Raw genomic sequence first — 14,494 nt, 5'->3', positions numbered from 1 at the left:
ACTTCGGCGTGCCGACCGGATCGACTATGTGCCGCGTGAAGAGCTCGATATCCCTGAGGGTGCGGTGCTGCACTGTAGGGGCAGCCTTGACTCCGCTCGCCGCAAGCTTGAGTACGACGACTGGGGGGGCATGAAACGAACGCGGCGCGCCCACATTTTGCCCACAGGTTCACGGATTCGAGCCGGATCGGACGGGGGCTGAGCGGATACGAAATGTAGCGGTTTCTCGCGGCGCTCTTGCTCCCGCGCTCTCGCCGAACGCCGACGAGAACCACGACTTCTTCTCGGGTTCGGGATCGTCGTACGTCATCGGCAAGGCCGAGGCGACGGAAGACGACGACTGGGACTTCTGAGTCACCTGTTGAACGATACGAAGGGGGCGGATGCTGCGGCATCCGCCCCCTTCGTCGTGCTCCGCTCCGCGGATCACCCGACGAGTGGCCCACCTCGACGCCAGTAGCCGAGGAAGGAGACCCGTTCCTTCGGAATGCCGAGGTCGGAGGTCAGATACCGGCGAATACCGGTGGTCATGCCGGACTCACCCGCGATCCATGCGTAGAAGGCGGTGTCCTTGCGGGCCGACGCACCGTGGGTGGCGCCCCAGGCGTACACCGCCCGTTCGATCGCCGTCGAATCCGGGGCGTCGCGCAGCACGCGATGCACGCGCGCGGTGTCGGGGGCAGCCGGCGAGATGAGGTCATCGGCGGGGTGACCGCATTCGAGGATGACCTCGGCGCGCGCGTCCGGCCCGAGGGAGTCGAGGATGCCGCGCACAGCCGGGAATGCCGTCTCGTCGGCGATGATCAAGAACCGCCCCGCATCGCGGGGATGCCAGTGCAGTCCGTACCCGGTCCACCCCATCCGCGCGTCGGGACCGTTGACGACGAGGCGGTCACCCGGGGACGCCGCGGCCGCCCATGCAGAGGCGGGCCCGGCGGGCTCGTGGAGGAAGAAGTCGATGTCGATCTCGCGGTCCTCGGCTCTGATCGCGGCGGGGGTGTAGGTGCGCAGCACGTTGCGTTCGTCTTCTGGGAGGGCGCGCCACCGTGTGTACCAGTCGGAGGGATGCGGTGTCGGCTCGTCGAGCAGTCCGAAGTCGGCGATGCCCCCGTCGGCCAGCGGCAGGACGACCTTGATGCGCTGATCCATGCCCCAGTCGGCGAAGTTCCGCAGACTCTCACCGCCCAGGGTCAGCCTGACGAAATGCGGGCTGAGCATCACGCGTGCGCGAACCTCCACCGAGAAAGCGCTGTATGCCCATGGGCGCTCGGCGGTCACGACCGCACTCCCGCAGGAGCCGAGCCGCGCAGCGGCACCACCAGCGGTCCTCCGGTGACGGGATCATCGATCACGACGTTCGCCAGGCCGAACACCTGCTGCACTCGTTCGCTCGTGATGACCTCGCGGGGTGGGCCTTGAGCGACGATGCGGCCCTCGCGCATCGCGATGATGTGGCTCGCGTAGCGTGCGGCGTGATTGAGGTCGTGCAGAACGGCGACGAGTGTGCGTCCCTGCGTATTGAGATGCGCGAGCAGCTCCATGAGATCCACCTGGTGGGCCACGTCGAGGAAAGTGGTCGGCTCGTCGAGCAGCAGCAGATCCGTCTCCTGCGCGAGCACCATCGCCACCCAGACGCGCTGGCGCTGCCCACCGGAGAGAGCATCGACGGGGCGTGACGCGAGATCTGCTGTTCCTGTCGCGTCGAGAGCGTGCCGCACAGCACTCTCATCGGCATCCGACCATTGGCGCATCAGACTCTGGTGCGGGTAGCGCCCGCGGGCGACCAGGTCGGCCACGGTGATGCCGTCCGGCGCTGTCGCACTCTGAGGAAGCAGACCCAGCCGGCGGGCCACCTCCTTCGCCGGGTACTCGCTGATCGACCGGCCGTCGAGGACGACGCGCCCGCTCGAGGGAGGCAGCAGGCGTGACAGCCCGCGCAGCAGCGTGGACTTGCCGCACGCGTTCGGCCCGATGATCACCGTGAAGCCTCCTGCGGGCACAGCCACGGAGAGTTCGCGGACGATCTCGGTGCGGTCGTATGTGAGCGTGATGCTCTCGGCTCTGAGGCGCGAGGCGGCGCTGGGGTCGGGCGAGGTCGAGTTCTCAAGCACGGCGGCGGATCTCCAGGATGATCATCAGGACGAGGTAGGCGCCGCCGACCGACACGGTCACGACGCCGACAGGCAGAGCAGTCGGCAGCATGTGCTGGGCGATGAGGTCGGCACCGAGCAGGAGGACTCCTCCGAACAGCGCCGACAGCATCAGCGAGAGGTGCGGGGTGCGGGCCACAAGGCGCGCGATCTGCGGTGCAGCGAGCGCGACGAACGCCACGGGGCCGGCGACGGTCGTCGCGGCGGCGACGAGTGCGACGCCGATGAGCAGCGCCACGACCCGGATCCGCCCCGGCCGGGCCCCTGTGGCTGCGGCCGTGTCGTCGCCCAGCTCGAGCTGGCGCAGTCGCGGCACCAGGAGAAGGGCTGCGACGGCGAACGGCAGGGCGCACAGGAGCGCGCCCGCGAGCGGGCCTGCCGTGACGCCGTTCAGTGATCCAGTGCCCCAGGCAGACGCGAACATCGCGGTCTCGAGCTCGATCTGCAGGAGCAGCCAGGTGTTGAGAGAGGCGAGGATCGCCGAGACTCCGATGCCCACGACGATGAGGCGGAAGCCGTGCACACCGCCTCGTGCCGACAACAGCCAGATCACCACGGCTGTCGCGAAGCCGCCGATGAGAGACCCGGCGGTGAGTACCGGCCAGCTCCCCGAGACCAGCACCAGCGCGATCAGCATGCCCGTGAACGCGCCGTTGGACAGGCCGAGGATGTCGGGGCTCGCGAGCGGATTCCTCGTGACGGTCTGGAAGAGCGCGCCGGCGATGCCCAGGAGCGCACCGACGGTGATCGCCGCGATCGCGCGTGGCAGGCGCCAGTCGATCACGACCGTGCGGTGCAGGGCGTCGCCCCCGCCGAGCAGCGTCTGCACGACCTCCTGGGGAATGAGGGGATAGCTCCCCAGCCCCAGCGCCAGGATGCCCAGAACGATCAGAGTGGCCGCTGCAGCGACGCCGACGAGGATGCTGCGCCGGCGAACCGGCATCCGCAGCGGCCCCAGGTGCAGGATCATCCTGGAGCGGGAGGCGTCCGTGAGCGCCGAGGCGATCGACGCGCTCACAGGGCACTCACCTGGCCTCGTCGCGCCAGCGCGATCAGCACCGGCGCTCCGACGAATGCCGCGACGATTCCGACAGGCACTTCCGCCGGGGCGATGATGACCCGGCCGAGGACGTCGGCGAGAAGCAGGATCACCGGTGCCAGCACGGCGGAGAGCGGCAGGATCACTCGCTGGTCGACGCCGAACGTCCAGCGGATCACGTGCGGCACCATCAGCCCGATGAACGAGATCGGGCCGGCGAGGGCGGTCGCCGCGCCCGCGAGAAGTGTGACGGCGATGATGACCCCGACGCGGATGCCTGCAACATTCGCGCCCTGTGCCCGAGCGACGTCTTCGCCGAGGCCGATGGCGTTCAGACCCGGACCGAGCAGCAGCGCGAGCACGACCCCGGCAGCGACGAACGGGAGGACGGGAACGATGACGTCGAAACCACGTCCGAGCAGCGTTCCGGCGTTCCAGCTGCGCATCGAGTCGAAGGCTTCCGGATCGCTGAGGGAGATGCCCGTCGTGATGCCGGAGAGCACGGCTCCGAGTGCGACCCCGGCGAGCGTGAGGCGGAGCGGGTCAGCGGAGCCGCGTCCCGCCGAGCCGATCAGGTAGACGGCCACCGTGACGATGAGGGCGCCGACGAAGGCGAACCAGACGAACTGCGAGACGTCGCGCAGGCCGAGCAGGCTCACGCCGAGGGCGACCGCGAGCGCGGCGCCGGCGTTCACGCCGAGGATGCCCGGGTCGGCGAGCGGATTACGGGTGAAGGCCTGGATGAGAGCGCCGGCCACACCCAGCGCCGCACCGGCGACGATCCCCGTGACGGTGCGAGGTATGCGCAACTCGAGCACGATGTAATCCATCTCGGTCGTGCCCGCGCCCCGCAGGGTCGTCCAGACCGCTTCGGGGGAGAGGGGATTCGCGCCGATCGCGAGGGAGAGGACGACGGCGGCCGCGAGCGCAGCAAGAAGGACGATCGCACCGACGACCGCACGACGGCCGCGTCGGGGGATCCGCGCGTGCGGAGCCCCCGACGTCTCGACCGGGGTGAGAGTCGTCACCGGCTCTCTTCGAGGTACGCCTCGATGTCATCGAGCACGGCCTGTGCGCCCTTCGGCCCGACTCCTGAGACCCAGTAGCTCGTGTCGACAGGGGTGACCGAGGGGAAGGCTGCGGCGTTCTGCGTGATCGCGGTGGGGATCTCCGAGGCCTCGTCGACGTCGGTCACGGTGACGAACACATGGTCCGCTGCCGCCGAGACGATGTTCTCGGGCGAGATGTCTGCCTGCAGCCCATCGGCCCACTCCTGCGCGGGGATCGTGAACCCGGCGCACTCGAGGAGGCTGCCCGAGAACGACACCGGTCCGTAGAGGCTCAGGGTCGTCTCGTCGCGGGGGCGGATCAGCTGCACGCTCTCGCCGTCGATCGCATACTCGCCGGCCAGCGACTCGCACCGGTCGTCGACGGCCGAGAGCAGATCGGCGACCTCGGCCTCGCGGCCCAGCGCTTCGCCGATGAGCATGGCGTTGTCTCGCCACGGGTCGGCCTGGGTCTCGATGAACACGGTCGGGGCGATCGCCGAGAGCTGCTCGTAGAGCTCGGAGTGCCGGGCCTCGGTTCCGAGGATCAGATCGGGCTCGAGCGCGGCGATGGCCTCGAGGTCGGGTTCGGGAACAGTGCCCACGGGCTCGACGTCGTCGGCGCCGAGGTATGCCGGTGCTCCTGCGACGTTGCTCGCGACCGCAGCGCCGACCGGCTCGATGCCGACCGCGACGGCGGTGTCGAGCTCGAGCGGTTCGAGGGTCACCACGCGCTGCGGCTCGTCGGGGACCGCGGTGGTGCCGCGGGCATGCTCGACGTCGTGGGTGCCGGCGGATTCCCCCGCCGCATCGGTGACGGCGGTCGGCTCAGCGGCGCAGCCGGCGAGCAGAAGCAGTGCGCATCCTGAGGCGGCCAAGGCCGTGACGGCGCGAAGACGGAGGCTGGAGGGCATGGTGAATGACCTTTCGGGACCGGGGAGGGGAACGACACCGACCAGATCGATGTTGGTTAGGCAACCCTAACAGTTTGGTCACTCGTGCCGTGCACCATGACGCCCCACCGTTCCGAGCAAGGGGTGAAAACGAGGGGTGAATTCGGCTCATTCGGGCGGGGGTGAATCTGCCGGCACGGCAGTCTTTCGGAGGCCCGGTTCGAGCGCGCGGTCAGTCGACAGTGCTCCAGGGATGCCGCCGAAGGGGGTGGCGGGCCCCGTGTGCGCGAGTGCGCACCGGATGCGACAAGGGGAGAGCAGTCGTGAGTATTCGTGGTGCGCGAAAGCGCCATCAACCGACCGAGACACAGCAGGCGACGCCACGCTGGGGGAGGACGGCGCGCAAGCTCGTCAGCGGTCTCGTCACCACAGCGGTCGTCGCGTCGTCGATGGTCTTGATCGGCGGTACGGTCACGGCCGCCCCCGCTGCGGCCGCCGACCCGTTCCTCTGCACGCCCGGGGCGGTCTTCGTGCAGAGCACGACGGAGATCCGCGAGTTCGCGGTGAACGAGCAGGGCGGCGCGCCCGGTGACGGCGGCGCCCTCGGCACGATCAGCTTCGGCACCGGCCACTCCGACAACGGTCTCGGCATCTCTGCCGGTGGCCGCTACGCCTACACGGTGACGAACACGTCGTCGAACAAGGTGCTGGCGAAGCACGACCGGGTCACCGATCAGACCACGCGCACCCCGTTCACGCTCAGCTCCGCCGTGCTGCGTGGGGCAGTGAACCCGGTGACCGGGGTCTACTACTTCGCGAGCGGCACTGCCGGCAACGCGATCAACATCTACGCCTGGAACGAGGGCGTCACCCCGCAGACCTACGTGCAGGTCGGCACGCTGCGTCCCACCGCAGGCAGCAGCGCCTTCGGTGCGAACGGCGACATGGCCTTCAGCGCCTCCGGCCAGCTCGTGCTCGTCGCAGATCAGGACATCTACGCCGCCGACCTGCCCACTGAACTCGTGTCGAGCACCGCCACCATCGACGCCAAGCAGGTGCATGACCTCGGTGACGGTGTGCAGGGCAACGGCATCGCCTTCGGCAACCTCGGCCACATCTTCGTCTCGGTCTCGAGCGGTGGCAACCGCATCATCGAGGTCGACCTTCCGCGAGGCGAGACGGTCAACACGACACTCCTCGGCAGCTTCTCGCCGACCGACATGTCGAGCTGCACGTTCCCGAACACCCTCACGCTCAAGAAGGACCTGCCGGATGGGCGCCACGCGCCGACCGACCAGTTCGCGCTCAGCATCCAGTCGCCCGACGGATACAGCGTCGCGCAGACCTCCGCCACGACGACCGGTGATGAGCCGGGCGTCCAGCGTGACTACGCCGGTCCGGTGTTCACGAACCAGGGCGACACGTTCGACCTCGCAGAGGCGGCCGCGGGCTCGGCCGACCCGACAGGTTACGACTCCTCTCTGGTCTGCGAGCAGATCAACGGAGACGGCTCGACCACACCCGTCGCCGTGAGCGACTCCGGACAGGTCACCCAGCCGGCTGGTCCTCTCGGCACCGACGTCACCTGCGTCTACTCCAACGTCCTCCTCACGCCCGGGCTCGACCTGCGCAAGACCTCCGACCCGGCAGACGGCACCGCCGTCGCGGCGGGGCAGCGGATCACCTACCAGGTCGCGGTGGAGAACACCGGGAACACCGTGCTGAACGATGTCGAGATCGCCGACGACCTGAGCGGGGTCTTCTCGTTCGCCGAGTACCAGGACGACCTCGCGACGACCGTCGACGGCATCGATCTCGTCGAGAGCGGTGCCGCCATCACCCGCGGCATGCTCACGTGGACGGGAGCCCTCGAGCCGGGGCAGATCATGACCTTCACCTACTCGGTGATCGTCGACGACGACGTCGAGGGCGAGAGCATCGCCAACAGCGTCACGGCTTCGGGCACGCCTCCGGGAGGCGACCCGATCGTTCCTCCGGTCGTCACGACCGAGCACCCGGTCGCGGGCTTCACCCTCACCAAGACGGCTGATCCCACCTCGGGCGCCGTGGTGCAGCCGGGCCAGATCATCGACTACACCGTCACCGGCACCAACACCGGTGCCACCGCTCTCGACCCGGCTTCCATCGCCGACGACCTCACCGACGTGCTCGCGCACGCCGAGTACAACGCGGACATCGCGACCGCCGTCGACGGCACCCCGGTCGCCGCCGGCGCAGCCACCCTCACGGGCACCGACCTCGCCTGGAGCGGCACGCTGCAGCCCGGACAGGTCGTGACGATCACCTACTCGGTGACCGTCGGCGACGACGCATCAGGCCAGGTTCTCAGCAACGTCGCCTCAGGCACCGCCACCCCGACGACGCCGAATCCCGCAGACCCGACCGGCCCGCAGATCCCCGGCGAGCCCATCGTCCCTCCGACGGCGGTGACCCAGCATCCCGTGCTCGGGTCGGGCTTCACGATCAGCAAGACCGCCGACCCGGCATCGGGCACCGCGGTCTCGGCCGGCGACATGATCGAGTACACGGTCACCGGAACCAACACCGGCGACACCGACCTCTCTCCAGTGGCCATCACCGACGACCTCACGGCCGTGCTCGATGACGCCGCGTACAACGACGATGTGACTGCCGATCGCGGCAGCGCGATCGCGGCAGACGGCATGCTCACCTGGACGGGCTCGATCCCGCGGGGCGAATCCGTCACGATCCGGTACTCGGTCACCGTCGACGCCGGCGTCGAGAGCGCCCTGCTCCGCAACGTCGCGAACGGTGTGGCGACCCCGCGGATACCCGCCGACCCGAGCGACCCCGAGGGTCCGTCGACTCCCGGCACGCCGATCACTCCGCCGCAGGTGGAGACCGCGCATCCCGTCGTCGACACCGGCTTCGAGGTCACCAAGACCTCTGATCCGGCCTCCGGCACGGCCGTGAGTCCTGGCGACACCATCGAGTACACGGTCACGGGAACGAACACGGGCACCACCGTGCTCGACCCCGCGGCGATCACCGACGACCTGTCGGCCGTTCTCGCGAACGCCGTCTACAACGGCGACGTCTCGGCGACCACAGGCACGGTCGATGTGACCGGATCCCAGCTCAGCTGGACGGGCGCACTCGGAGCCGGTGATGACGTCGTGATCACCTACACGGTGACCGTGGATGACGACGCGACCGGCGTGCTGCTGCGCAACACCGCCGAGGGTGCGGCCACGCCGCTGATCCCGTCGGACCCGACCGATCCGGAGAGCCCGACCACTCCGGGCACTCCGGTGTCGCCGCCTCCCGCGACGACCCAGCATCCGGTCGTGGCGCCCGGCTTCGAGGTCAGCAAGACCGCCGACCCGGTCACCGGCACCGCTGTAGACCCGGGCAGCGTGATCGAGTACACCGTGACCGGCACGAACACGGGCGACACCGTGCTCGACCCGGCCGCGATCTCGGACGACCTCGCCGGTGTGCTGGCGAACGCCTCATACAACGACGATGTCGATGCCACGCGTGGTGACGCCGCGGTGACCGACAGCACTCTCACCTGGATCGGTTCGCTCGAGCCGGGTGAGGACGTCGTGATCACCTACTCGGTGACCGTCGACGGCGGTGCCGGAGGCGAGACCATCACCAACACGGTGACGGGAGAGGCGACGCCGCTGGTTCCGTCCGATCCGAGTGACCCGGCGAGCCCGACGACACCGGGCGCGCCCATCGTGCCGCCGACCGCGGTCACCGAACACCGGGTCAACGAGCCCGGCTTCGCGTTCTCGAAGACGGCCGATCCGGCATCCGGAACCGCGGTGGACCCGGGCGCCGTGATCACCTATGTGCTGACCGGAGTGAACACCGGCGAGACGGCGCTCGACAGCGTCGAGATCGTCGACGACCTCTCGAGCGTCCTGGATCACGCCTCGCTCGACGCCGATCCCGTCGCGACGATCATCGGCGGCGTGGAGACGCCTGTCGCGGTCGTCGACGGCGAGCTCTCGTGGACGGGTGCGCTCGCCGTCGGACAGACGGTCACCATCACCTATTCGGTGACGGTCGGACCGGATGCCGCCGGCGAACTGATCGAGAACTCGGCGACGGCCATCGCGACGCCTCCGGGCGGCGAGGAGATCACACCGCCCCCGGCCACGACGACGAACCCGGTCAACGAGCCCGGCTTCTCGGTGTCGAAGAGCGCCGCTCCCGCTTCGGGCACGGCCATCGACCCCGGTGCCGTCGTCACCTACACGGTGACCGGCGTGAACACCGGCGAGACCGTGCTCGACCCCGTCGACATCCGCGATGACCTCTCGGACGTGCTCGACGACGCCGGGTTCAACGACGACGCGATCGCCCTGGTGGACGGTTCACCGGCTTCTGCTCCGCAACTCGTGGGCGAGACGCTCTCGTGGACGGGCGCACTCGGGATCGGAGAGACCGTCACGATCACCTACTCGGTGACAGTGAACGCGGATGCCGGTGGCGGGACGCTCGAGAACTCGGTGACGGGCGGCGCGACTCCTCCCGGAGGGGTGCCTCCGATCGAGACGCCCCCGGCGGTCACGGTGAACCCGATCAACGAGCCCGGATTCGAGCTCGTGAAGACCGCCGACCCGGCCTCGGGGACGCGGGTCGACCCGGGAAGCATCATCACCTACACCGTGACGGGCATCAACACCGGTGCGACCGCGCTCGACCCTGTGACGATCAGTGACGACCTCTCGAACGTCCTCGCCCACGCCGAATACAACGGCGATGTGTCGGCCGCTGTCGACGGCACGCCCGTCGCAGCGCCGATCGTGCAGGGCGATGAGCTCTCGTGGCAGGGTGCTCTCGCGGTCGGCGAGCGGGTCGCGATCACGTACTCCGTGACGGTGGATGCCGACGCGGGCGGTGCGACGATCTCGAACGTCGCCGACGGCACCGCCACCGCCCCCGGCGGCGCCGAGCTCACGCCTCCTCCGGCATCGACGGAGCACAGTGTCGGCGCTCCGGGCTTCACGTTCGCGAAGACCGCGAACGTGGGCTCCGGGACGGCCGTGGCCGTGGGCAGCGTGGTCACCTACACGCTCACCGGCGTCAACACCGGGGAGACCGACCTCGACGAGGTCGTCGTCAGCGACGATCTCTCCAAGGTGCTGGACCACGCGGCACTGACCGGTGTCGTCACCGCGACCGTCGGCGATCACGAGGTCGCCGCACCCGTGGTCACGGACAGCGGGCTGCACTGGGTCGGCGCCCTCGCCGAGGGGGAGACGGTGACGGTCACGTACTCGGTGACCGTGGATGCGGATGCCGCGGGGGCCACGCTGGAGAACGTGGCCACGGCGCTGGCGACGAGCCCGGGGGATGCGCCTCTCCCGGTCGTCGAGAGCGCGACCGTTCATCCGGTCCAGTCGCCTCTGGCGATCACGGGCGGTCAGCTCGCACCCTGGGTGCTGGTGCTCGCGCTGACCCTGCTCCTGGGGGGAGCAGCGCTCCTGATCCTGCGCCGCCGCGCATCGATCGACTGAGCGACCCGCACGAAGAGCGGCCCTCGGCACCTGCCCCCCTCAGGTGCCGAGGGCCGTTCGGTGTCGTGATCCGACTCTGCTGTCCTGCGTCGACTCTGCTGCCGTCGAGACTCAGCGGTCGGTGAGGAGGTCGTGCTTCGCGGCCTGCTCGATCGCGTCGGCGCGGTTGCGAGCATCGAGCTTGCGGTAGATGCTCCGCAGCTGCGTCTTGAGGGTGTTCTGCGACACGCTCAGGTCGGCCGCGATCGACGGCAGCGACGCACCCGAGGTGAGTGCGCGCAGCACGACGAGCTCGCGGGCCGATAGACGCGGGCGATCGGATGTCGCGGGAAGCACCGCGGTCACCGGCCGCCCGGGGGCGTGGGTCGCCAGAGCGTCCTGCAGCAGCTCGACGTCGTCGGGGGCGAACAGGGTGGCCGGCGTCGTCAGCTCACGATCATCCAGTTGGATTCCCAGGGCGACCGCAGCCTTCGCGGCCGCGGTCGCGCCCGCCGTGCGGCGCAGGGCGACGACCTGGATCGCGGCCGCCTCGGCGCGCTGACGCGAGGTCTGCGGGATCTCCCGCTTCGGAGCCAGCAGCCGAGCCGCCTCGGAGGCGTCGCCCTCGACCACCGCGAGGCGTGCGCGTTCGATGGTCGTGCCGAACTCGTCGGGCCTCGCATCGTGCCGCAGCGTCGCTCGAGCCGCGGCCACGTCGCCGACGGCGAGATGCAGCAGGGTCCGGGCGCGGCTGAGCACGTGCCGTGCGTGGGTGCTCCCTGTCTCGCGCCGTCGCAGCCGTCGCAGAGACTCCAGCTGCTCGAGTCCGGCTGCGGCTCTGCCCTCGTGCAGAGCGACCCAGGCCTCAGCGAGCCCCATCGTCGCCCAGTGCTCGCTGGTCGAGCGGTGAGGTCCGAACACGCCCACATGCTCGCGAGCCGCGGCCACGTCGCCGTCCTCGACCGCGAGCAGCGCCTCCGCGACGCGATAGAAGGTGCCGCGGTAGCCGTCGCGCTGCTGCTGCTCCCACGAGCTCTCGCGGATCAGCTCGGCGTAGTGGCGTGCCTCTGGCATATCGCCGTTCAGCGCGTGGATGCCGCTGAGCAGCGCGATGCTGTGGAAGGCCTTGCTCAGGTCACGCGACGCCGCCATCGCCGCCGCGTTCTCGAAGCACTCGATCGCGTCATCCTCGCGCCCGCCGTAGTAGAGGGAGATGCCGAGATGCGTGCAGAGCAGCGGCATCTCCAGGGCGTATGGCTGCCACACCGATTCCGGCGTCTCGCGGTAGAGGCTTAGTGCTCGGGCAGCGACCTGAGCGGCGCGCTCCGACATCCCGATGACTCGCAGGGCCGCGCTCTCGGCAGCCCAGATGAAGATGCGCTCGGTCGTGGCCACATCAGTGCGGCGGGAGTTCGCTGCCGAGATCGCCACGCGCATCAGCTGCAGGCCGCGCAGACGCCTCAGCTTGCTGGCGTTGTAGCAGATGGCGAGCAGCATGGCGATGAGTGGCTGGTCCTTCAATCGGGACACCGGAAGCCTGCGCAGCAGGCGCACTGCGGCGGGCCCGTGGTGGTCGAGCAGCTGGCTCCACCCCGACATGATCACGTGCGATGCGAGCGGAAGATCGTCGTACTCCATCGCGAGCTGCAACGCCTCCAAGGGCGCTCGCCGCTGGAGCGCGCCCTCGACGGCCAGGTTCATGAGGCGCGGGAGCTCGTCCGCGTGCGACCTCACGAGTTCGCGGCGCAGCAGCGTCCGCACGACCGGAGCGAAGAGGAACAGGCGGTCGGTCGACCAGCTTCCGAGACCGAACGCCTCCGCGTCGTCGAGGGGACTCTCGATCTCGTCGACGCCCGACAGCGCGCGCGCCGAGGCGAGGTCGACGGCATCCGCGACACTGATGCGCACCAGCGCCTCGAGGACGTCGGGGTCGATCCCCGAGGCTTCGAGGCGTGACTGCATGTACTCCTCGACTGCGGGCGAGGCGGCCTCGATCGCCGCCGCCGGATCGTCGCCGAGTGCAGACCGCTTCGAGGCCGCGTGGATGAGTGCCGGGTATCCGCCCGTCGCCTGGAGCACGTCCGCCGCGTCCGACTCGTCGATCCGCAGGGCACGGGAGATCTCCTCCATGTCGAAGAGAAGGTCGTCCGGTCCTATCACGGTTCGATCGATCACCAGGCTCAAGCCGTCGCGATCGAACGCGCTGCGCCGGTTCGTCGCTGCGATCGCGCGCGCTCGGGGCGCTGCGGCCACCGTCCGACACAGGTCGAAGATGCTGTCCGGCGACAGGGTGGCAGCGTCGTCGAGTACGAGGACGAGCTCCTCCGCGGTTTCGCTGAGACACCGCGCGACGGCGCTCCACGGATGCAGAAGATCGTCGTCGGTCGGTGAGGTGAGTCCGGCACGGGACAGCGCGCGCAGAGCGGCGCGGGCGAGTTCGGTGCTGCTGGATCTCGTCGGATCGACAGTGACCCAGACGGTCGTCGACTCGGTGACGCGCGCCCATTCCGCGAGCGCGACCGTCTTCCCGAGTCCCGACGCGCCGCGGAGCACCGTCAGCGGACTGCGGTTCTCCAGCGCGGCCACCAGTCTCGGGCGCGAGGTGACATCGCTCGGCAGGCGGGGGACGTCCACATGCGCGAGCGCGGCAGAAGCTGGCATCGTCTCCTCCCCGGATGGTGTGCGTCTCTACGATATTCCGAAACATCGTCGGGGAGGCGCGTCAGGGTCTTCCTGCGACAGAGGGACGTCGGTCACGGATCCGCGCTGCAGTTGCACGGATCTAGGCTGGAGGGATGCATGAGGCCCGACCCCGAACCGTGAGGCGGGTGCCGACGAGCGCGCTGCTCATCAGCGCGGCATTCGCGGCGGTTCAGGCGCTGGTGTTCGTGATGGTCGTGCCCATCACCTCGTTGCTCGCCGTGTCGTCTCCGCCCGCGTACGCGCTCGTCGCCGCCGTGCACACCGCGATGCCGCTGCTCGCCCGTGTGGTCACCCGCGTGCCGGGCATGGCCACGTTCACCGCTGCGGTCACAGGGGTGCTGACGTCGGTGATCTCCCCGATCGGTCCGATCGCTGCGGTGCCGATGGTCTGCGCCGCCATCGCGCTCGATCTGGTCCTGCCGCTCCAGCGGGGAACGACGGCGAGCGCACGCCGCATCCTCCTTGCCGCTGCGGTCGCCGGCGTCGTGCTGTTCCTCGTCGCCTTGCCGGTGTTCTCCCCCGAGCACTTGGTGCCCGGCGTGCTGACGGCGACGTTCGGCGCGCGCATCGTCGGCGAACTGGCGGTGGCGGCAGGCGTGATCGGAGTGCGGCGGTTGCTCGTGCGGGCCGGGACGATTCGCTGAACGCCCTGTCAGACGGCGCACGAAGGGGGCGGATGCTGCGGCATCCGCCCCCTTCGTCGTTCCCGCGCGCTCAGGCCGGGGTGTCGTTCGGGTCCAGCGTGCGCAGGGTGTCCTGCTCGACCTCATTGTCGGCCGTCAGCTGGTCTTCGGTGTTCTCGTCGCCGCCGATGGCCGCGTCGCGGTCGGGGCTGGCGTCGCCCTGGATGGCGCCGCGGGGTGATTCGCCGTGCGAGCTGTCGCCCTGGATGGCGCCGCCCTGGGCAGCGCCCTGTGCGTTCTCCTCGTCGGCGTCGCCCTGGATGGCACCGCGCGGCGAGTCGCCGTGTGAGCTGTCGCCCTGGATCGCGCCGCCCTGATTGGAGCCCTGGGCGTTTCCGTCGAGCTCGTCGGGCTGACGCCCGGCGTCTGCCGTCGACTGGCCGTCAGGAGCGGTGTTGTGCTCGGGGATCACGTCGGGGGAGCCTTCTGCGGGCTGCTCGGGGTGCGGGGTGCGTCCTGTGTTCTGGTCCATGACGTGACGGTAC

At 69.7% G+C, this 14,494-nt stretch carries 9 protein-coding genes and 1 pseudogene; 3 read left to right on the top strand and 7 right to left on the bottom strand.

Features of this window, described 5'->3' with window-relative positions; all coding sequences use genetic code 11:
* Window positions 1–233: 233 nt before the first annotated feature.
* Window positions 234–353, top strand: a pseudogene (locus tag BMW26_RS17665) (class 1b ribonucleoside-diphosphate reductase subunit beta); the annotation flags it as partial.
* Window positions 354–426: 73 nt separating this feature from the next.
* Here BMW26_RS17665 and BMW26_RS15070 read toward each other — a convergent pair.
* From BMW26_RS15070 to BMW26_RS15050, 5 genes are read right to left on the bottom strand one after another with little or no spacing between them, the layout of a single operon-like run.
* Window positions 427–1,278 carry a siderophore-interacting protein gene (locus BMW26_RS15070; protein WP_072591925.1) on the bottom strand — a complete coding sequence of 284 codons (852 nt, stop codon included), beginning with the start codon at window positions 1,276–1,278 and terminating at the stop codon, window positions 427–429.
* Window positions 1,275–2,111: an ABC transporter ATP-binding protein gene (locus BMW26_RS15065; protein WP_053097784.1), complete on the bottom strand. Its 837-nt coding sequence runs from the start codon at window positions 2,109–2,111 to the stop codon at window positions 1,275–1,277. The genes BMW26_RS15070 and BMW26_RS15065 overlap by 4 nt, the downstream gene beginning before the upstream one ends.
* Window positions 2,104–3,168, bottom strand: coding sequence for a FecCD family ABC transporter permease (locus tag BMW26_RS15060; protein WP_232224482.1), 1,065 nt, complete (start codon window positions 3,166–3,168; stop codon window positions 2,104–2,106). The genes BMW26_RS15065 and BMW26_RS15060 overlap by 8 nt, the downstream gene beginning before the upstream one ends.
* On the bottom strand, window positions 3,165–4,217 hold the full coding sequence (locus BMW26_RS15055) for an iron chelate uptake ABC transporter family permease subunit (RefSeq protein WP_083569394.1): 1,053 nt from the start codon (window positions 4,215–4,217) through the stop codon (window positions 3,165–3,167). The genes BMW26_RS15060 and BMW26_RS15055 overlap by 4 nt, the downstream gene beginning before the upstream one ends.
* Complete coding sequence (locus BMW26_RS15050) at window positions 4,214–5,149, bottom strand: ABC transporter substrate-binding protein (protein WP_072591924.1); 936 nt, start codon at window positions 5,147–5,149, stop codon at window positions 4,214–4,216. The genes BMW26_RS15055 and BMW26_RS15050 overlap by 4 nt, the downstream gene beginning before the upstream one ends.
* Window positions 5,150–5,451: 302 nt before the next feature.
* Here BMW26_RS15050 and BMW26_RS15045 point away from each other — a divergent pair, with 302 nt between their 5' ends.
* Window positions 5,452–10,644, top strand: a complete 5,193-nt coding sequence (locus BMW26_RS15045; protein ID WP_072591923.1) for a beta strand repeat-containing protein — start codon at window positions 5,452–5,454, stop codon at window positions 10,642–10,644.
* Window positions 10,645–10,755: 111 nt separating this feature from the next.
* On the opposite strand, the gene BMW26_RS15040 is transcribed toward BMW26_RS15045, so the two are convergent.
* Window positions 10,756–13,284, bottom strand: coding sequence for a LuxR C-terminal-related transcriptional regulator (locus tag BMW26_RS15040; RefSeq protein ID WP_157557450.1), 2,529 nt, complete (start codon window positions 13,282–13,284; stop codon window positions 10,756–10,758).
* Between the two features lie 134 nt (window positions 13,285–13,418).
* Here BMW26_RS15040 and BMW26_RS15035 point away from each other — a divergent pair, with 134 nt between their 5' ends.
* Window positions 13,419–13,970, top strand: coding sequence for a hypothetical protein (locus BMW26_RS15035; RefSeq protein WP_072591922.1), 552 nt, complete (start codon window positions 13,419–13,421; stop codon window positions 13,968–13,970).
* Between the two features lie 70 nt (window positions 13,971–14,040).
* Here the strand turns inward: BMW26_RS15035 and BMW26_RS17495 are convergent, their stop codons facing one another.
* Entirely contained in the window at window positions 14,041–14,481 is a 441-nt protein-coding gene (locus BMW26_RS17495) for a hypothetical protein (protein WP_083569392.1), read from the bottom strand.
* Window positions 14,482–14,494: the final 13 nt, after the last annotated feature.

This window comes from Microbacterium sp. 1.5R, assembly GCF_001889265.1.
In the GTDB taxonomy this organism is placed as follows: domain Bacteria; phylum Actinomycetota; class Actinomycetes; order Actinomycetales; family Microbacteriaceae; genus Microbacterium.
Note: the sequence above shows the minus strand (reverse complement) of the source record. Positions and strands in the feature narration are given on the sequence as shown.